Raw genomic sequence first — 18,057 nt, forward strand, 5'->3', positions numbered from 1 at the left:
AATGCGTTTTATTTATGCCGGCCTTGGACTGTTCTGTGTTGCCTTGGCCGTCATAGGTATTGTTCTGCCCTTGCTGCCAACTGTTCCCTTCCTTCTCCTCGCTGCGTTCTTTTTTGCGAACTCATCTGAGCGTCTGCATAACTGGATTGTAGATCACAATATTTTTGGCCCAATGATCCTTGATTGGCGCGACCGTGGCGCCATCCGATCAGGTGCAAAAAAGGCGGCAACCGTCTCGATTGCCTCCGTTTTCGGACTATCGCTGATGCTTGGTGTTCCCAGTCACATTTTGGGGATCCAAACCGTCGTCCTCTCTGCCGTTCTGCTGTTCATCTGGACTCGGCCTAGCGGCTGAGCAAGTTGCACAGTTCGTCCAGCTGATCCAGGTTATCGTAACTGATTACTACAGCGCCGGCCTCGCCGCCAGGCTTGTGATCAATGGACACTTTCATTCTCAGTACAGCCGACAAATCCCCTTCAAGAGCCCGGGTATCTGCATCCTTTTCCGGCATCTTTTTCGGCTTTTTCCCAACGGAGGTCTGTGCACCTGCGGCATCTTTCTTGACCAGCGCTTCCGTTGCGCGAACCGACAGCCCTCCCTTGACAATCTTTGCAGCGAGATCAGAAGCGTTGTCAGAAGTGATCAGCGCGCGAGCGTGTCCAGCCGACAACTTCCGTTCCTGCACCAGAATCTGAACATCTTCCGGCAGGTGCAGAAGGCGCACAAGATTTGCAATATGGCTACGGCTTTTACCAAGTGCTTCGGCCATCCGTTCTTGCGTATGGCCGAATTTCTCCATCAATTGCTTGTAGCTCTGCGCCTCTTCCAACGCATTCAGGTCCGCGCGTTGAATGTTTTCGATAATGGCCACTTCCATCATCTCAACATCTGAGTAATCCCGGATCAGGACAGGCACTTCATGCAGTTGCGCAGCCTGAGATGCCCGCCACCGGCGTTCGCCGGCCACGATTTCGTACATTCCGCCCGGCCGCGGCCGCACTATCAGCGGCTGCAGAACGCCCTTTTCCTTGATCGACGCAGTCAGATCATCCAAATCTTCCTGCAGGAACTGACGACGCGGCTGGTTCGGGTTGGCAATGACATTTTCAATCGGAACCAGAACTTCCGCATTCCGCGGCGCCTCAGCCTGCGTGCTCACCGGCGCAGGGTTCACATCTGCCATCAACGCTGACAATCCCCGGCCGAGCCCGCGTGGTTTTGTTTTCTTGTCTGCCATGATTGCCTCCGGTAGGTATTCTTCATTTATGCCGCTATCTTGTGATGTTTATTCAGGATTTCTTCTGCCAATGCACGGTATGCCTGTGCGCCCAGAGAATTCGTGTCATAGTTCAGCACCGGCTGCGCGTAGGAAGGTGCCTCGCTCACCCGGACATTGCGCGGAATTTTTGTTTGAAACACCAGGTCACCCAGATTGTCCCGCGCGTCCTGTTCTACTTGCTGCGACAAATTATTGCGGCGATCAAACATGGTCAGGACAATCCCTTCGATCCGCAGGTTTGGATTAGCTGATTGCCGAACTTCCCTAATTGTCAGCATAAGCTGGGTCACCCCTTCCAGAGCAAAGAATTCGCTTTGCAACGGAATCAGAACCGAGTGCGCTGCCACCATTGCATTGACTGTCAGGAGGTTCAGAGAGGGTGGGCAATCAATCAGGACGTAGTCCCAATTATATTCGTCCATCGCAGTTTGGCGTAGAGCATCGTGCAGCAGGAAACTGCGTTTTTCATTGGTAAAGAGTTCGATATCAGCCGAACTTAGATCGACAGTAGCCGGTATAATACACAGATCCTCAATCTCAGTTCTCTGAATGACGTCACTCAGCAATGAGTCTTCAACCAAAAGATCATAGGTAGTCAGATCCCGGTCAGACGGTTCAATACCCAGTCCGGTTGAGGCATTCCCTTGCGGATCCAAATCGACGACAAGAACGCGTAATCCGGTTTCCACCAACGCGGCCGCAAGGTTGATGGCTGTTGTTGTCTTGCCAACTCCGCCTTTCTGATTTGCCACCGCGATAATACGAGGCCCCTCGGGGCGGGAGTAATCAGACACGTGTCACTTCCCTTACTTTCAGGATTACTGCTTCTTGTTCTGTCAGACTTTTAACGGGTTCCGCATCGAACTGCCATTGCTGCCTCGCGTTATCCACTTCTTTTTTCCAGCTTTCACCCTTAGGGAACAACGCCACTCCTGTAGGTGAAAGATGGCGTTCTGAAAATCCCAGCAACGTTGATAAATCAGCCAGCGCCCGCGCAGAAAGAACGTCCGCTCTTTGAGGCTCAACCCGCTCAATTCTATCCGTTAAAATAGCCACTTTAGCATCGCATTCCCGTGCGGCAGTCCTAAGAAATGCCGATTTCCTCTGATCGCTTTCAATTAAGGTCACCCTCATGCCAGGTGCTTCATCTGCAGCAAGAAGAGCCACAATCAGTCCAGGGAAACCTCCTCCGCTACCGATATCAACCCAGTGCTCAACCGGATCAGTACACCGAAACACCTGTACAGAATCAACAATGTGACGCACCCATAGATCTTCCAAGCTGGACTTTGAAACCAGATTTATTTTTGGGTTCCACTTACGTATAACCTGTTCAAAAACCTCAAGGCGTTGCAATGTTTCACGTGAAACATCAAACCTTTCCAGAAGCGCCGCGCAGTTCACGCGAATTTCCCTTTTCTCGGCAGGTCACGGCGCAAGCGTGCCAGAAGAAGCGCAAGCGCAGCCGGCGTCATGCCATCAATACGCGCAGCCTGTGCCAGGGTTTCAGGGCGGGACAGGGATAGCTTACTTTGCAATTCCTTGGATAGACCTTCAATTCCATTGAATGAAAAATCCTCAGGAAAGCGATAGCCCTCATCCCTCTTCATCGCTGTGACTTCCCGTTGTTGGCGTGCGATGTAATTGGCGTAGAGAGCATCCCGCTCTAGTTGACGGCGAACCTCATTCTCTACACCTTCCAAATCAGGCAGCAACGGAATAATGTCCTCAAAAGTGACATCTGGAAATGCTAGAATATCAAAGCCGTTGCGACGGGTTCCATCTTGATTAATCCGTATACCAGCCGAGGATACCTGCTTTGGTGTGAACGTTTTCGATTTCAGAATATCCCGCCCTGTCGCCAAGCGTTCATTCTTTTCCAAGAACGCAATTCTCCGGTCCACTCCGGCACAGCCAAGTTCGATTGCTAAAGGCGTTAGCCTTTGATCCGCGTTATCTGCCCGCAAGGACAGCCGGAATTCTGCTCGCGACGTGAACATACGGTAGGGTTCAGTGACACCATTAGTAGTGAGATCGTCGATCATCACGCCAATGTAGCTGTTTGAGCGGCCAAAAGTTACAGGGTCTTCCCCCTGAGCTCTGCGCGCTGCGTTCAAGCCGGCGACCATGCCTTGCGCAGCGGCCTCTTCATATCCGGTTGTGCCATTTATCTGGCCGGCAAGATACAATCCCGGCACGTCCTTCAGCGACAGATCCAGCTTCAGAACCCTGGGGTCTACATAGTCATATTCAATTGCATAGCCTGGCTGAAGAATATCAGCCTTCTCAAGCCCCTTAATAGAGCGGACATACGCCTCCTGGACGTTCAGTGGTAAGCTCGTAGAGATACCATTCGGGTAGACCGTATGATCTGAAACGCCCTCCGGTTCCAAGAAGATCTGGTGCGAGTCCTTTTCGGAGAATCGAACGATTTTATCTTCTATTGACGGGCAGTAACGCGGCCCGACACCTTCAATGTGGCCGCCATACATTGCTGACCGGCCCAGGTTTTTTCGGATGATATCATGAGTCTGCGCGTTGGTATGTGTTATCCCGCAGGAAACTTGCTTGCTGCTCAACGCCTTAGACATAAATGAAAAGAATACCGGATCCTCGTCTCCGGGCTGTGTTTCCAGACCATCCCAATCAATTGTGCGCCCGTCCAGCCGGGGCGGTGTCCCGGTCTTCAGCCGGCCTAAAGGCAGCTCAAAACTGTCCAGGCGTTCCGCTAGCTTTACAGAAGGCTTATCGCCAATCCGCCCTCCCGGCCTGGAAGCTTCACCGATATGTATGACCCCGCGCAGAAATGTTCCGGAGGTCAGAATGACTGCCTTGGCTGGAACCTCACTGCCGTCGGCCAACATAACGCCAGAAACGGCTTCCCCCGACATGAGAAAGTCCGTCACCTCACCTTCCAGAATATCAAGGTTTGGTTGTGCCTCGGTTAGCCTCAGCATCTCCTGACGATAGATTGCTCGGTCAGATTGAGCTCTTGGCCCTTGGACCGCTGGCCCTTTTCGACGATTCAGGAGCCGGAATTGTATTCCTGCAAGGTCAGCAACATGCCCCATCACACCATCAAGGGCATCGATTTCCCGAACAAGGTGTCCCTTACCTAATCCGCCGATGGCAGGGTTGCACGACATCACACCGATGCCGTTTCGATCCAGAGTAATCAGAACCGTATCTGCACCCATACGTGCCGCTGCGTGGGCCGCCTCAGTTCCGGCATGGCCGCCACCTACAACAATCACATCATACTTGGGATGTTTCACGTGAAACACTCCTTCACTTCCCCAGGCAGAAGCTCGAGAAAATCTCATCTAGGAGATTCTCCACTCCGATCCGGCCCACTAGCGTTTCCAGCGCCCGTATGGCCGAGCGCATCTCCTCGGCGGCGATATCATAAAATCCAGAGCCGCGCGATAGAATATCCTGTGCTTCGTTTAAACTTGCCAAAGCAGATAACATCGCATCCCGGTGCCGAGCGCGCGTAGCAATGCCGGCTTGAGCCGAGCGATTTTGCAGAATCATCGAGATGTGTTCGACAAGTCTGTCTATACCCTGCCCGGATTTTCCTGAGATTGCATTCACCGCATCGCCGCGAAGGTCCGCCTTTGGTCGAAGACGGACATCTCCATTCTCCATCGGGACATCAAGAATGTCAGTATCTTCCGCCAAGAAGACACGTAAATCTGCATCTTCCGCGCGTTTCCGTGCTAAAGCGATACCAATGCCTTCGACGTGGTCGTCGGTATCCCGCAAACCCGCAGTATCCAGCAAAGTCACTGGCAGGCCCGCCAGATCCATCCGCACTTCGATAACATCCCGGGTGGTGCCGGCAAATTCAGACGTAATGGCTGCCTCGCGGCCGGCCAGCGCATTCAATAGTGTTGATTTTCCGACATTCGGAGCCCCAATGATGGCCACTTCGAACCCGCTACGGATCCGTTCCGCAATTTTCACTCCATCTGTCTCTCTTACAAGGCCGGCTTGAACTTCGGCCAATAGAGCGGAAACTTCCGGAGTTACATCTACTGGGACTTCTTCATCAGCGAAATCAATCGTTACTTCAATCAAGGATGCCGCACGGATTAAACTTGCGCGCCAGGATTCAGCCAACTTCCCCAATCCGCCGGCAAGAATTACCTGGGCCTGCTTGCGTTGCGCTTCGGTTTCCGCGTCAATTAAATCCGCGAGCCCTTCAACCTGAGCCAAGTCCAGGTTGCCGTTTTCCAAGGCGCGACGGGTAAATTCACCTGGCTCAGCCATCCGCAAACCGGTGATGCCACCCAGGGTTTCAAGCACGGCTGAAACAACAGCTGTGCTTCCATGTACTTGAAACTCAATAGTATTTTCACCTGTGAAGCTTTTGGGAGCCGTAAAGCTCAGCACCAATGCCTCATCAAGGCGCTCTCCTGATTGGTCTTGCAGGATTCGCAGGCTTTTGCCCCGCGCCGGCAACACTCCGCCGCAAAGTTGCGCGCCGGCTTCATGCGCCAAAGGCCCCGAGACGCGGACTACCGCGACCCCGGCCTTCCCTTGTGCGGAAGCCAGCGCAAAGATCGTGTCCATGGGATGGCCCTTCTTTTCCAGACCGTCCTGATTAGGTGTTCATCGAATCGAAGAACTCGGTGTTCGACTTCGTCTGCTTTAGCTTAGACAGCAGGAACTCAATCGCATCAGTTGTACCCATCGGATTCAAAATCCGGCGCAGCACAAAAGTCTTGGCAAGATCAACCTTGTCGATCAGCAAATCCTCTTTGCGGGTGCCGGATTTGAGTATGTCGATGGCTGGGAACACCCGCTTATCTGCAATTTTGCGGTCCAGTACGATTTCCGAGTTACCGGTACCTTTGAACTCTTCAAAGATCACTTCGTCCATACGCGAGCCGGTATCGATCAGCGCCGTGGCAATGATGGTCAGCGAACCGCCCTCTTCGATGTTCCGAGCTGCTCCAAAGAACCTCTTGGGCCGCTGCAAGGCGTTTGCGTCAACACCCCCGGTCAGAACTTTGCCCGACGATGGCACTACGGTGTTAAAGGCCCTACCAAGTCTTGTAATGGAGTCCAGAAGAATCACAACATCTCGTTTATGCTCAACCAGCCGCTTGGCCTTTTCAATGACCATTTCCGAGACTGCGACGTGGCGTGTCGCCGGCTCGTCAAAGGTAGAAGAGACAACCTCGCCCTTCACTGAACGCTGCATGTCAGTCACTTCTTCCGGGCGTTCATCGATCAGCAGAACGATCAGATAGCACTCAGGATGGTTCTTTTCGATGGAGTGCGCGATGTTCTGCAGGATTACCGTCTTACCTGTACGTGGCGGTGCAACGATCAGAGACCGCTGGCCTTTGCCGATCGGCGCCACCAGGTCAATCACCCGCGCCGAGCGGTCTTTGATGGTGGGGTCCTCGACTTCCATCTTCAACCGTTCATCAGGATAGAGCGGTGTGAGGTTGTCAAACGCGATCTTATGGCGGGCCTTCTCCGGCTCTTCAAAATTGATCAAGGTGACATTGGTCAGCGCGAAGTAGCGTTCGGTCTCCAGCGGAGCCTTGATCTGGCCGTCAACAGTATCGCCAGTCCGCAGGGAATACTGACGGATCATGTCGGGCGAGACATAGATATCGTCTGGACCCGGCAAATAGTTAGCTTCAGGCGAACGCAGGAATCCAAAACCGTCCTGCAACACTTCAAGCACGCCGTCGCCGCTGATGTCCCAGCCCTCATCCGCACGTTCACGCAGGATCTGAAACATCATCTCGCCCTTGCGCATGGTCGAGGCGTTTTCGATCTCCAGCTCTTCGGCCATTGCCAGCAGAGATTTAGGACTTTTAGCCTGGAGATCGGACAGATTCAGGGATTGCACGGTCATATAGATACGGCCTCTACTCCCCCGCTCATCCAGGGGTTGGTCACACGACAGGATTGGAAAACACGGTGGCCCGGACGGACCCGTTGGGTGCCATACATAGGGACTCGTTTCAGATGAGTCAAACGCCGGCTGCAGTCGTTCCGGGCCTGCAAGGCCCCTTTCTGCGCCTCTGCGCTAGAACTTGAAGATCACCGAGACGACAATCACCACCATCAGAACGGTTGGCACTTCGTTCATCAACCGGAACTGCCGGCCTGACAGTTTGTTCCCGCCAGTGGAAAAGTCGCGAAATCGGAACACCAGCCAATGATGGAACCACGTCATGGCGATTACTGACACGCCCTTAGTCCAGGGCCAGACAGAACTCCAGTCTACGACCCCCGGCGTCAGCACAATGAATATTCCAGCGGCCCACGACACATACATTGCAGGGCGCATGATAACCCGGAGGAGCTTATCTTCCATTTGCAGAAAGATCGGAACTGTATCCTGAACCTTCTCTGCTTGTTCCACGTGATACACGAACAGACGGGGAAGATAGAAAAGCCCTGCCATCCAGCTGAGTACAGCCATGATGTGCAGTGATTTGGCATACGGGTAGAGTGTGAACATCAGGTCACTCGGGTCCATAGGCAAGTCTCCCCGGTCAGATCTGATCACCCTAATAATTAAAGATATATTAGAAGGATGATGTTTTTGTAGTGTGCATGGATTCCGGTGGATAAGTGAATCCTCCATCGCTTATCCCCAGCAGGGATAAGATTCCAGACTGGACGGGAAAGAAGCCATAAGATTCTTCTTAAGGCCCTAGAAATAAGGTGCGTTAACGCCGCGTATCACCATTCCTGCTTGGGGATAAGAGGGGGATGAACCGGGGAGAGCCGGCATATCCACTAAAGCAAAGTTATCCTGACCCACAAAGGGCGACTCAGCGAACTGAATCCCGGGATGAGCGTCAACCCCGTGAGTCTTTACTTAACCGCGGAAAACCATACAAAACGTTCTGAAACCATTTACTTCTTTCCCACGGGGTTTTCCACATGACTGCCCACATAGTGCTGGCTTCTGGTTCCGGAATCCGGGCGCAACTGCTGCGTCAGGCCGGGATAGAATTTGAAATCGATGTGCCGCGCCTGGACGAGCAGGCGATCAAATCTGCGCTCTTGGCCGAAGAGGCTCTTCCGCGCGATATCGCCGATGCGTTGGCTGAGGCGAAGGCGCGTAAAATCAGCGGAAAACATCCGGAAAAACTGGTGCTGGGGTGTGACCAGGTGCTCGATTTAGAAGGGAACCTTCTTTCGAAACCCACCAGCACCGAGGATGCGTTGTCTCAACTGAAGGGCATGCGTGGCAAACGGCACATGCTGTTGTCTGCAGCCGTGATTTACCGCGACGGTGAACCGATCTGGCGCCATGTAGGACAAGTCCGCCTGCTCATGCGGAACAGCACTGATGCATTTCTCGAGGATTATGTGGCCCGGAACTGGCCCAGCATCCGCCATGCGGTAGGTGCTTACAAGCTGGAGGAAGAAGGTGTACGGCTGTTTGCCAGCATCGAAGGCAGCTACTTTAATGTATTGGGATTGCCGTTGATGGAGCTTATCAGTTACTTGGGTTTGCAAGGGGTAATCGAGCAATGACAGTAGCAAAAATCCCGCTCGCCGGCGTGATCGGCTGTCCGGTTGCACATTCCAAATCTCCGCAGCTCCACCGTCACTGGCTGAACGCTTATGGCATTTCAGGTTACTATGTGCCGATGCATGTGGAACCTGAAGATCTGGCCGACACGGTCCGGATGATGCCGAAAATGGGTTTTGTCGGGGCTAATGTCACCATACCGCACAAAGAAGCGGTTATGGAGATTGCGGATAAGGTCACCGACCGGGCCAAACTCATTGGCGCCGCCAATACGCTGATTTTCCGAAGCGACGGAACAATCCTAGCCGACAATACGGACGGCTACGGCTTCATCACCAACCTGCACCAGGGAGCGCCGGACTGGGACCCGGAATCCGGCCCGGCAGTTCTATTGGGCGCCGGCGGTGCCTGCCGTGCGGTTGTTGCCTCATTGCTGGAGGCCGGAGTGCCGGAGATCCTGCTGACCAACCGTACCCGCTGCCGGGCCGATCAGCTGCATGCGGACTTCGGCAACCGGGTCCGGGTGGTCGAATGGGTCCAGGCCGGCAATGTCATCGAAGAAGGTGCGCTGATTGTGAACACCACTTCTTTGGGAATGGTGGGTAAGCCGCGTCTGCGGGTTCCGCTGGATGGGTTGCAGCCCGATGCGGTTGTGACCGACCTTATCTATGCGCCCTTGAAAACCGATTTGTTGCAGACGGCTGAGGATGCTGGCTGCACGGTGGTCGATGGGCTGGGTATGTTGTTGCATCAGGCGGTGCCAGGGTTCGAACGCTGGTTCGGACACCGCCCTGATGTGGATGACGCAACGCGGTCGGCGGCTCTCAGATGAGTTTCAGCCTTGGCCTTACCGGCTCCATCGGAATGGGCAAGAGCACGACCGCCAAACTGTTCGCCGCCAAGGGGTGTGCGGTTTGGGATGCAGATGCCGCCGTGCACCGGCTTTACAGCGCGGGAGGGGCTGCGGTTCAGCCAATGAGAGCGGCCTTCCCTGATGCTATCGAGGATGGCGTGGTAAACCGTGCTGCATTAAAGCGTATCATCAGTGAAAATCCTGATGCATTGAAACATATCGAAGCTATCGTGCATCCGCTTGTCGCACAGGATCGGGCTGCGTTCCGGACACAAGCGGAACGCGATATACTGGTCTTTGACATCCCGCTGCTGTTTGAAACGGGCAGTGATTCTGAAATGGACGCAGTGGCTTGCGTGTTCGCGGATGCAGAGACACAGAAAGAGCGGGTTCTTGCCCGCGGCACGATGACGGTTGAGCAATTCAAGCATATCCTGCAAAAGCAGATGCCGATTGAGGAAAAACGCACCCGTGCCGATTATGCGATCGAGACGGACACGCTTGAGCACGCAGCGGAGCAGGTGACAGCGATCCTCGCAGACATCAGGAGGAAACTGGCCGATGCGTGAAATCGTTCTTGATACCGAGACCACCGGTTTTGATCCGTTCTCCGGCGACCGGATTGTTGAAATCGGTGCGGTAGAGCTGTACAACCACATGCCCACTGGCAAGACGTACCACGAATATATCAACCCGGAACGCTCGATGCCTGCCGAGGCGTTTTCGGTCCACGGCATCGGTCCTGACTTGCTTGAGCCGCCGCAAAAACCGCAACCCGGCGCGGTGACGCTGCGGGACAAACCGGTATTTGCCAAAGTCGGGCAGAGTTTCCTCGATTTCGTGCAGGACTCCAAACTGGTGATTCACAATGCCAGCTTTGACATGAAGTTCCTGAACGCTGAACTGGACTGGATGGGCCTGCCCAAGCTGCCGATGGATCAGGCGCTCGACACGCTGGCGATAGCGCGCAAGCGATTTCCCGGTTCGCCGGCTACGCTGGACGCGCTGTGCAGGCGCTTCAACATCGACAACGCCAACCGGACCCTGCACGGGGCACTGCTTGACTCTGAAATCCTGGCTGATGTTTATCTGGAGCTGATCGGCGGCCGTCAGCCGGACTTTGGCCTGTCTGCCCAATCATCTTCAGAGATAACCCGGGTGGAAGATGACTGGCGCCCTGCCCCCCGTCCATCGGCTTTGCCCCAGCGGATCACCGCAGAGGAACTGGCAGCTCATGAAAAATTCGTGGCCAACCTGGGGGAAGAGGCTTTGTGGAATGTTTCCTGACCCGGGGACGAATTAGAAAATGAAAAACGCCGCTGAATCTCAGCGGCGTTTTTGGTTAGGAGGGTCGGAAACTTTACTGAGTAGGAGCTGCTGCCGCCGCTTCGGTCTGACGTCGGGCCAGTTCGTTGCGGTAGATCGCCACAAAATCAATGTTGTCCAAGTTCAGCGGCGGGAAGCCGCCGTCGCGGGTGACGTCCGACACGATGCGGCGCAGGAACGGGAAGGTCATGCGCGGGCATTCGATCAGCAGGAACGGGTGCAACTGGTCTTCCGGCACGCCTGCGATGTTGAAAACGCCGACATATTCCAGTTCCAGTACGAACAGGACTTCGCCGCCTTCCTTGTTCTTTGATTCGACAGTCAGCTTGGTGACAACTTCATACTGGTTTTCAGCCGAGCGTTTTTTTGCATCCAGGTTCACCTGCACACTGACATCCGGCTGCACGTCGCCGCCGGTGCCTTTTTGCGCCATCACGTTTTCAAACGACATGTCGCGAATGAACTGGCCCAAAATGTTCATCTTGACTTGCGGCTGCTGCTGGGCTTCGCCGTTTTCGGCCATCGGGATACTCCTGAAAAATTCTTTTGACCGTGCTTAGCAGCTTGGTCCGGGTAGCTCAACGGGGGCCGTCGACCCAGCCTGATGGGCCGCTTGGACGGTCACCGGGAGTCACATCTTCGAAATCTCCGTCGATGGTATCATCCGGCCTGCCGGCGGCCCCAGGATAATGACGGCCCTGCATGCTGCCGGGTCCCATTTGGAACTGCGCCACTGTGACACGGGCCCGAAGATAGCGGAAAACCGCCAGCCGCACCGGCGGCATCAGAAGGGCAAATCCAAAAGCATCTGTAAAGAACCCCGGAGTCAGCAGCAGCGCGCCGGCGAAAAGGATCATAGCGCCATGGGCCAAAGGCTCGGCCGGGTCGGACATTTGCTGGAAAGACGAGCGCAGTTGCCCCATTGCCATGCGTCCCTGCGTTTTCACCAGCCAGGTGCCCAGCACCGCAGTCAGAACCACGATGGCCAAGGTCGGCCATAGCCCGATTGCGCCGCCGATTTGAATAAACAGGGCAATTTCAATGATTGGAACCATTAGAAAGGCCAGGAAGATATACATGGAGTTTCCTTACGATCATACGCCGGGGCGGTAGACTTGCCCCCGCCCGTCACCTACATAAGGTCTGATCGCTTTGGTTTCAAACAAAGCACGAACGCCTAGCATGAGGTATCCATGGAGTCGCCTGTGATTCAGCTTTTGGTTCTGGCCGGTATTGCCGTGTTTCTGATCCTGCGCTTGAAAAGCGTACTTGGGACACGGGAAGGTTTTGAAAAGCCACCGCTGCCGCAATCCGAAGCGCGGAGCCGCCGGCCCGATCTGGAAGTGATCGAAGGCGGCCCGGATCGTGACATTACCGATTATGTGGCTGATGGCAGTCCGCAGGCTCTGGCCCTGGCTGAGATGAAGCGGGCTGAACCGTGTTTTCAAGTGCAGGAATTTGTGCAGGGCGCGCGCGGTGCATATGAAATGATCCTGATGGGCTTTGAGCATGGCAACCTGGACGACATCCAGCCGTTCCTGGCCGAGGACGTGTTCGAAAGCTTCGTGGATGCCGTTGCGCAGCGAGAGGATCAGGGCTTCAAGATCGAGGCCGAGTTTATCGGTGTGCGTGAAACCACCGTGGCAGATGCAACTTTCGACACACAGACAGGCCGGGCCGAGATCACCATGCGGTTTGTTGGTGAAATGACGTCCGTTGTCCGCGACCGCGGTGGCGACATCGTCGAAGGCGACCCCAAGGCTGTGAAGCGTCAGAAAGACACCTGGGTCTTTGCCCGCAACATGGGCGCCGATGATCCCAATTGGCAGCTGGTAGCGACGGACGCATGATTGCGGCGCTTCGGGGGGTATTTGGGGCAGCTGCATTCGCAGGTGCCGCGATGACCGCCTCAGGGGCGCATTCTGAAACCGTGTCCAGAATCTTGGATTTTGCTCAATTGGACGGCTGGGCCAAGGACGATCATGCCCATGCGCTGCAGGTTTTTCTAGGAACCTGCAAGGACCTGAGGGATCCCGACTGGGCTGCTTTGTGCAAGGCGGCGCAATCACAGACACCCGAAGGGGCAAGAGCGTTTTTCGAACTGTTCTTCCGCCCGGTTCTGATCGAGGATGGCAATCCAGCTCTGTTCACCGGTTATTTCGAACCTGAGCTGAGCGGTTCCCGCTATCCGACAGATCGCTTCCGTTACCCGGTCTACAAGATGCCACCCGAGGCCCGTTCTACCGATTTGTGGCTGCCCCGGCGGGACATTCTGACCAGCGGTGTATTGGCTGACCGCGGGCTGGAGATTGCCTGGGTGGACGACCCGGTGGAGCTGTTCTTTCTGCAAATTCAGGGTTCTGGAAGGATCCGCTTGCCGGACGGCTCAATGATCCGGGTTGGCTACGGCGGTGCTAATGGCCACACTTATAAATCCATTGGCAAGGAACTGGTGCGCCGCGGCGTCTACAACGCCCATCAGGTCAGCGCCCAAGTGATCAAATCCTGGGTCCGGCGCAACCCGTCGGACGGCAAGGAGCTGCTGTTCCACAATCCGTCTTATGTGTTCTTCCGCGAAGTAAGCGAAGTATCAGCGTCCAAAGGGCCGCTTGGCGCCATGAACCGCTCGGTCACGCCGATGCGCACTATTGCCGCCGACCCTGCATACACTCCGCTGGGTGCGCCGGTCTGGGTGGAGAAGGATGGACATGTGCCCCTGCGCCGCCTGATGGTGGCGCAGGATACAGGATCCGCAATAAAGGGCGCGCAGAGGGCTGATATTTTTGTCGGTACAGGCGATGCCGCCGGCGAGACCGCTGGAACGATGAAAGACCCGGGGCGGATGGTGGTTCTGCTGCCGATCCAGCGGGCTTATGCGATGCTGCCGGAAGACCTTTGAATGACGCGGCGGAAACTGACAGGAGACGAGATCGACCTCTGGCACAAGGTCGTGAAACATGCGGAACGCATGCATCCTGGCGCGCATTCCAAGCCGCCTGCCCCGCCGCTGCTGAAACCCAAACCGGTTAAGCCCCCTGAGCCGGGACTGGATCCGTTTGAGATTGGGAGCCGCGCCAAGCCGAAACCGCTGAAACACGATTTGAAACCGTCTCTTGCCCGCAGCCTGGCCAACGATCCGGTGCAGATGGATGAAAAATCTTTCCGCCGCATGAAGCGCGGCAAGCTTAAGCCAGAAGGCAAGCTGGACCTGCACGGCATGCGGACCGACTCGGCTCATCCTGCTCTCACCCGGTTTATCCTGTCTGCCCAAGCTACCGGAAAACGGCTGGTTCTGGTGATCACCGGCAAAGGAAAGCACCGAGACGAACCAGGTCCGATGCCGGTCCCGCGCGGAGTGCTGCGCCACAAGGTGCCGCAATGGCTGTCATTGCCGCCGCTGGCGCAAGCGGTGATGCAGGTCACCCCTGCCCACATCAGCCATGGCGGTGAAGGCGCCTATTACGTCTATCTCAGACGCAGCCGTTGACCCGGCCTATCTGTTGTCCGCGGGCGTGCTTTCCAGTGCAACCTTGATGGTTCTGTCTTGAATGACAATCTGACCCGGCAGAATCTTTCGCAGCAGGTCCTGGCTATGCGTAAACGAGTCTGCGGTTTCCCGAGCACCGTTTAGCAATGCAATCAGCGCCGGCGAGGAGGCTGCCACAAAATGCTGCGACTCCGCTTCATCTGCAAAGGCCGTGGTGTCGATCACTTTAACCGGCAGACCGCTGACTGCGTCAAGGTTGTCCAGATTCCCGAGTCTTTCACGGCCATTCAGGCCGCGCAGGTGCTGTGACAGCGTCAGGACGTTATCTTTTCGCGACACGAAAATCAGGAACGGTTGCGGCACCTGTTTGAATCTCCGAATCTGAGATTTAAACACGTCGACATCCAAATCTGGTGACATCAGGATGACACCGCCCAGGTTCTGCGTTGTCCAGCCGGGAGTTTTGATCTCCATCTGGCGCAGGGTTTCCATAGTCAGCAGCCCCCCCATGGAATGGGCAACGACCACAATACGCTCGGCCGCGGAAGCGCGCAGTTTACGCAGCAGAGCTTCCAGCCCGTCACGGGCAAACAGCACACTGTCGCCATCGTAAGCATAGCCAAGCGGACGGCCCTTGCTTGGCCAGGAATAGATAACCGTTGCCCCGGGAAGGTTGATGTCATGAGAAAGCTGGGCAGCCCGGAAAGCGGTCTCGGCCTGGGTGGAATTGAAGCCGTGCACAAAAACCGTAACTTCGCGCTCCTTTCGGGGAAACCTTGCCAGTTCTTGCTGCAGCCGGGCGGAAAAGGCGGCCTCGGTTTTGAATGTCTTCCGTCCTGCCATGGTGAATTCAGTGATGGGGTCCGGTTTCGCGTAGCCGAACTTCAGCGAGCCGGGTTTATGATCCGGCGGAATTGAAACCGTGAGTTCAAGCAGGCTGACTGCGTCGGTGCGGGTGGGCCCAAAGGTGCCATCAGGCAGCGGTTCTCGGTTTGTGGCGGCAAAAATGGTCTTAGGCGTGCCCAGCTCCAGCGCTTCTGGAACTGTTGGGGTAAAAGATCTGTCAGTACAGGCCGCCAGAAGGACCATGATCACACCGGAAATCAGGCGCAGCCCGTGCATTTTGTCTACCTCAATCAATTGGCGGCAGGCTACTGCACCTGCCGCCAAAGTCCAGAGGCTGGAATTTGGTCTGGTGTTTTACAGCACGTAACGGCTGACATCGGCTGACCGGCCCAGTTCACCCAGGTTTTTCTTCACAAAACTTTCGTCCACAATGACCGCGTCGCCCGACCGGTCCGGCGCAGTAAAGGAGAGCTCCTCAAACACCCGCTCCATCACTGTGTAAAGCCGCCGTGCGCCTATGTTTTCCACAGCCTGGTTCACTTCGGCGGCGATTTTGGCCAAGGCGGCGATACCGTCGTCGGTAAAGGTCACTTCGACGTCTTCCGTGCCCATCAATGCAGTGTACTGGAGTGTCAAAGCATTGTCGGTCTCGGTCAGGATACGCACGAAATCCGCCTCGGTCAGCGCCCGCAGGCTCACCCGGATCGGCAGACGGCCCTGCAGTTCCGGCAGCAGGTCCGAGGGTTTGGCAATATGGAACGCGCCGGAGGCGATGAACAGGATGTGGTCGGTCTTGACCGGGCCGTGTTTGGTGCTGACGGTGGTGCCCTCGATCAGCGGCAGCAGATCCCGCTGCACACCCTCGCGGCTGACGTCGCCGCCTCGGGTTTCCTGGCGCGCGCAGACTTTGTCGATCTCGTCCAGGAAGACGATGCCGTTCTGCTCTACAGACTCCAGCGCGGTGCGGGTCACGGTCTCATCATCCAGCAGTTTGTCAGCCTCTTCGCTGATCAGCACCTCATAGCTTTCAGACACGGTCATCTTCTTGCGGGTGGTGCGGCCGCCCATCGCCTTGCCGAACAGGTCGCCCAGGTTCAGAGCGCCCATGTTGCCGCCGGGCTGGCCTGGGATTTCGAACATATTGCCCATCGGGTTGGAGGTGTCTGCGACATCCAGTTCGATCAGGGTGTCGTCCAGTTCGCCTGATTTCAGCTTCTTGCGGAACATCTCGCGGGTTGTTTCACGCGCGTCCGCGCCGGCGATAGCTTCCAGAACCCGGTTCTCGGCAGATTTTTGAGCTTTAGCCTTCACATCCTCGCGCATGAATTCGCGGGTCTGGGCAATAGCGCTGTCAGCGAGATCCCGGATGATCTGCTCCACATCGCGCCCGACATAACCGACTTCTGTGAACTTTGTCGCCTCAACCTTGATGAAGGGCGCGCGCGCCAGTTTTGCCAGCCGGCGGGAAATCTCCGTCTTGCCGACACCTGTGGGGCCGATCATCAGGATGTTCTTCGGATACACTTCATCACGCAGGTCATCGGAAAGCTGCTTGCGCCGCCAGCGGCTGCGCAACGCCACGGCCACAGCACGTTTGGCTTCTTTCTGGCCGATGATGAAACGATCCAGTTCAGAGACGATTTCGCGAGGGGTCAGATCAGTCATGGATACTTCCGTTTCAATGGGATGGCGGCAGCCGGCCAAGCGGCAGCACGCCAGACAAGAGTGAGAGCAGCACAGCCCGGATATGGCTCCAAAAGGCCCCCAATGCCACCAGGAACATGCCAAGCGCCAGGATCGTAATGGCGGTGCCTTCGCCGCTGAAGACAGTTCCTGCGAGGGTGACACTGTAGCCGATTGCGGCAATCAGGAACGAGCGCCGGTCAATGATGATTGCAATCAGGGCAAACACCAGCAGGACGCCGATCAGCAGCATGTTGGAACCAGAAGTACCGGCGTTCAGCAGGCTGAGCGCAATTGTATTCACCAAGGCCGGGGCTGCAACGACGTGCAGCCAGAAACCTTGGGCCGAGCGTCGGGTCACACGGTGGGGATCGCTGAGATCAAACGCCATGGCTACGGCAAATACGGCGAACCCTACGGCCAGTGTGATCCAGGCAAACGGCCCGCTGGCTGACAGCAGAAACAGGTCGCTCACCCCGGCGGGGGTGCCTGCCTGTATCGATCCCGACAACAGGGCGAGGACAAAGACACCCAAAGCGATCAGCGCCATGGCAAAAGGAACGCGAAAGCGCAGCCAAAACAGAGTGACGGCGGCTGTTGCCATCGCAAATGGCAGCGGCAGGCTTGAATAGTCGTTTTGCGCAAGCATGAATGGCTGGGAAAAAGCTGCCGAGAAACCGGCGCCGGCGTTGCCGGCCCATAGAAGGGAAAGAGCAATCGCTGGTGCCACCATGCGGCGGCGGCGGATGAAGTATTCAGACAGTATCCATAGCACGGCAGCGCCGGCGATGGCTGAATATATGGCCTTGTCCTGGTAGCCGCCGATTGACCGAGCCAGATCAACGGCTGTGAAAGCCATCCAGCCGGATGCCAGGATCACAAGCCCGATCACAATAAAGATTTCATTGAACCCTTTGAACAGCTCAAAGGGTTCATCCCCTGGTGCCAGGTTCTCGCGTGCGCCTTTGCGGCTGTATGCCATGGCCAGAAGCGTGGCGGCCTGGGCCTCGGTCAACAACCCGGATCCTACAGCAGCCCGCAGATCATTTTGATCAACCTGGGTCAC

General features: G+C 56.0%; 20 protein-coding genes. 8 read left to right on the forward strand and 12 right to left on the reverse strand.

The genetic code is table 11. The features are described from left to right. The first annotated feature begins 1 nt into the window (after window position 1). Window positions 2-355, forward strand: a complete 354-nt coding sequence (locus METH_RS19210) for a YbaN family protein (protein WP_024092139.1) — start codon at window positions 2-4, stop codon at window positions 353-355. Here the strand turns inward: METH_RS19210 and METH_RS19215 are convergent. The 7 genes from METH_RS19215 to METH_RS19240 all read right to left on the reverse strand — a co-directional run bounded on the left by METH_RS19215 (window position 345) and on the right by METH_RS19240 (window position 7,788). Next, on the reverse strand, window positions 345-1,238 hold the full coding sequence (locus tag METH_RS19215) for a ParB/RepB/Spo0J family partition protein (RefSeq protein ID WP_024092140.1): 894 nt from the start codon (window positions 1,236-1,238) through the stop codon (window positions 345-347). The two genes, METH_RS19210 and METH_RS19215, sit on opposite strands and share 11 nt — an antisense overlap. 26 nt (window positions 1,239-1,264) lie before the next feature. Continuing rightward, window positions 1,265-2,074, reverse strand: coding sequence for a ParA family protein (locus METH_RS19220; RefSeq protein ID WP_024092141.1), 810 nt, complete (start codon window positions 2,072-2,074; stop codon window positions 1,265-1,267). Further along, window positions 2,067-2,684: a 16S rRNA (guanine(527)-N(7))-methyltransferase RsmG gene (rsmG, locus tag METH_RS23500; protein ID WP_084013839.1), complete on the reverse strand. Its 618-nt coding sequence runs from the start codon at window positions 2,682-2,684 to the stop codon at window positions 2,067-2,069. The genes METH_RS19220 and rsmG overlap by 8 nt, the downstream gene beginning before the upstream one ends. After that, on the reverse strand, window positions 2,681-4,555 hold the full coding sequence (mnmG, locus tag METH_RS19225; protein WP_024092142.1) for a tRNA uridine-5-carboxymethylaminomethyl(34) synthesis enzyme MnmG: 1,875 nt from the start codon (window positions 4,553-4,555) through the stop codon (window positions 2,681-2,683). Before mnmG ends, rsmG begins: the two co-directional genes overlap by 4 nt. A 13-nt stretch (window positions 4,556-4,568) precedes the next feature. Continuing rightward, window positions 4,569-5,855 (reverse strand): tRNA uridine-5-carboxymethylaminomethyl(34) synthesis GTPase MnmE, encoded by a 1,287-nt coding sequence (mnmE, locus tag METH_RS19230; RefSeq protein WP_024092143.1) that lies wholly within the window; start codon window positions 5,853-5,855, stop codon window positions 4,569-4,571. 31 nt (window positions 5,856-5,886) lie between these two features. Beyond that, window positions 5,887-7,158 carry a transcription termination factor Rho gene (rho, locus tag METH_RS19235; RefSeq protein ID WP_024092144.1) on the reverse strand — a complete coding sequence of 424 codons (1,272 nt, stop codon included), beginning with the start codon at window positions 7,156-7,158 and terminating at the stop codon, window positions 5,887-5,889. A gap of 174 nt (window positions 7,159-7,332) precedes the next feature. Then, complete coding sequence (locus METH_RS19240) at window positions 7,333-7,788, reverse strand: CopD family protein (RefSeq protein WP_024092145.1); 456 nt, start codon at window positions 7,786-7,788, stop codon at window positions 7,333-7,335. 410 nt (window positions 7,789-8,198) lie between these two features. On the opposite strand from METH_RS19240, the gene METH_RS19245 reads away from it, so the two are divergent. Genes METH_RS19245 through dnaQ form a run of 4 tightly spaced genes read left to right on the forward strand, consistent with a single transcriptional unit; the run spans window position 8,199 to window position 10,936 of the window. After that, window positions 8,199-8,798 (forward strand): Maf family protein, encoded by a 600-nt coding sequence (locus METH_RS19245; protein ID WP_024092146.1) that lies wholly within the window; start codon window positions 8,199-8,201, stop codon window positions 8,796-8,798. Further along, window positions 8,795-9,628 carry a shikimate dehydrogenase gene (locus tag METH_RS19250; RefSeq protein WP_024092147.1) on the forward strand — a complete coding sequence of 278 codons (834 nt, stop codon included), beginning with the start codon at window positions 8,795-8,797 and terminating at the stop codon, window positions 9,626-9,628. The genes METH_RS19245 and METH_RS19250 overlap by 4 nt, the downstream gene beginning before the upstream one ends. Further along, entirely contained in the window at window positions 9,625-10,218 is a 594-nt protein-coding gene (gene coaE / locus METH_RS19255; RefSeq protein WP_024092148.1) for a dephospho-CoA kinase, read from the forward strand. The genes METH_RS19250 and coaE overlap by 4 nt, the downstream gene beginning before the upstream one ends. Beyond that, a complete protein-coding gene (gene dnaQ, locus METH_RS19260) occupies window positions 10,211-10,936 on the forward strand; it encodes a DNA polymerase III subunit epsilon (protein ID WP_024092149.1) in 726 nt (241 codons plus the stop codon). The genes coaE and dnaQ overlap by 8 nt, the downstream gene beginning before the upstream one ends. 73 nt (window positions 10,937-11,009) lie before the next feature. On the opposite strand, the gene secB is transcribed toward dnaQ, so the two are convergent. Both secB and METH_RS19270 read right to left on the reverse strand, forming a co-directional pair. Continuing rightward, on the reverse strand, window positions 11,010-11,498 hold the full coding sequence (secB, locus tag METH_RS19265; RefSeq protein ID WP_024092150.1) for a protein-export chaperone SecB: 489 nt from the start codon (window positions 11,496-11,498) through the stop codon (window positions 11,010-11,012). Between the two features lie 55 nt (window positions 11,499-11,553). Beyond that, on the reverse strand, window positions 11,554-12,054 hold the full coding sequence (locus METH_RS19270; RefSeq protein WP_024092151.1) for an FxsA family protein: 501 nt from the start codon (window positions 12,052-12,054) through the stop codon (window positions 11,554-11,556). A 114-nt stretch (window positions 12,055-12,168) separates the two neighbouring features. On the opposite strand from METH_RS19270, the gene METH_RS19275 reads away from it, so the two are divergent. The 3 genes from METH_RS19275 to METH_RS19285 are packed head-to-tail and all read left to right on the forward strand — an operon-like array spanning window position 12,169 to window position 14,462. Next, window positions 12,169-12,825 (forward strand): Tim44/TimA family putative adaptor protein, encoded by a 657-nt coding sequence (locus METH_RS19275; RefSeq protein WP_024092152.1) that lies wholly within the window; start codon window positions 12,169-12,171, stop codon window positions 12,823-12,825. Further along, window positions 12,822-13,874, forward strand: coding sequence for a murein transglycosylase A (mltA, locus tag METH_RS19280; protein ID WP_024092153.1), 1,053 nt, complete (start codon window positions 12,822-12,824; stop codon window positions 13,872-13,874). Before METH_RS19275 ends, mltA begins: the two co-directional genes overlap by 4 nt. Continuing rightward, the gene (locus METH_RS19285) at window positions 13,875-14,462 is read left to right on the forward strand and encodes a Smr/MutS family protein (protein WP_024092154.1); all 588 of its coding nucleotides are present in this window, start codon (window positions 13,875-13,877) and stop codon (window positions 14,460-14,462) included. It abuts the gene before it with no gap. Window positions 14,463-14,468: 6 nt separating this feature from the next. On the opposite strand, the gene METH_RS19290 is transcribed toward METH_RS19285, so the two are convergent. From METH_RS19290 to METH_RS19300, 3 genes are all read right to left on the reverse strand, one after another. Further along, window positions 14,469-15,584, reverse strand: a complete 1,116-nt coding sequence (locus METH_RS19290) for an alpha/beta hydrolase (RefSeq protein WP_024092155.1) — start codon at window positions 15,582-15,584, stop codon at window positions 14,469-14,471. 78 nt (window positions 15,585-15,662) lie between these two features. Next, complete coding sequence (gene hslU, locus METH_RS19295; protein ID WP_024092156.1) at window positions 15,663-16,973, reverse strand: ATP-dependent protease ATPase subunit HslU; 1,311 nt, start codon at window positions 16,971-16,973, stop codon at window positions 15,663-15,665. A 13-nt stretch (window positions 16,974-16,986) separates the two neighbouring features. Continuing rightward, window positions 16,987-18,057, reverse strand: a complete 1,071-nt coding sequence (locus tag METH_RS19300; RefSeq protein WP_024092157.1) for a hypothetical protein — start codon at window positions 18,055-18,057, stop codon at window positions 16,987-16,989.

This window comes from Leisingera methylohalidivorans DSM 14336 (assembly GCF_000511355.1).
GTDB classification, from domain to species: Bacteria; Pseudomonadota; Alphaproteobacteria; order Rhodobacterales; family Rhodobacteraceae; genus Leisingera; species Leisingera methylohalidivorans.

Bases quoted from the DNA above. Each gene is read 5' to 3' on its own strand.
- METH_RS19210 (WP_024092139.1), top strand. From the start codon at position 2: ATGCGTTTTATTTATGCCGGCCTTGGACTGTTCTGTGTTGCCTTGGCC.
- METH_RS19215 (WP_024092140.1), bottom strand. From the start codon at position 1,238: ATGGCAGACAAGAAAACAAAACCACGCGGGCTCGGCCGGGGATTGTCA.
- mnmE (WP_024092143.1), bottom strand. From the start codon at position 5,855: ATGGACACGATCTTTGCGCTGGCTTCCGCACAAGGGAAGGCCGGGGTC.
- rho (WP_024092144.1), bottom strand. From the start codon at position 7,158: ATGACCGTGCAATCCCTGAATCTGTCCGATCTCCAGGCTAAAAGTCCT.
- METH_RS19240 (WP_024092145.1), bottom strand. From the start codon at position 7,788: ATGGACCCGAGTGACCTGATGTTCACACTCTACCCGTATGCCAAATCA.
- METH_RS19245 (WP_024092146.1), top strand. From the start codon at position 8,199: ATGACTGCCCACATAGTGCTGGCTTCTGGTTCCGGAATCCGGGCGCAA.
- METH_RS19250 (WP_024092147.1), top strand. From the start codon at position 8,795: ATGACAGTAGCAAAAATCCCGCTCGCCGGCGTGATCGGCTGTCCGGTT.
- coaE (WP_024092148.1), top strand. From the start codon at position 9,625: ATGAGTTTCAGCCTTGGCCTTACCGGCTCCATCGGAATGGGCAAGAGC.
- dnaQ (WP_024092149.1), top strand. From the start codon at position 10,211: ATGCGTGAAATCGTTCTTGATACCGAGACCACCGGTTTTGATCCGTTC.
- secB (WP_024092150.1), bottom strand. From the start codon at position 11,498: ATGGCCGAAAACGGCGAAGCCCAGCAGCAGCCGCAAGTCAAGATGAAC.
- METH_RS19270 (WP_024092151.1), bottom strand. From the start codon at position 12,054: ATGTATATCTTCCTGGCCTTTCTAATGGTTCCAATCATTGAAATTGCC.
- METH_RS19275 (WP_024092152.1), top strand. From the start codon at position 12,169: ATGGAGTCGCCTGTGATTCAGCTTTTGGTTCTGGCCGGTATTGCCGTG.
- mltA (WP_024092153.1), top strand. From the start codon at position 12,822: ATGATTGCGGCGCTTCGGGGGGTATTTGGGGCAGCTGCATTCGCAGGT.
- METH_RS19285 (WP_024092154.1), top strand. From the start codon at position 13,875: ATGACGCGGCGGAAACTGACAGGAGACGAGATCGACCTCTGGCACAAG.
- METH_RS19290 (WP_024092155.1), bottom strand. From the start codon at position 15,584: ATGCACGGGCTGCGCCTGATTTCCGGTGTGATCATGGTCCTTCTGGCG.
- hslU (WP_024092156.1), bottom strand. From the start codon at position 16,973: ATGACTGATCTGACCCCTCGCGAAATCGTCTCTGAACTGGATCGTTTC.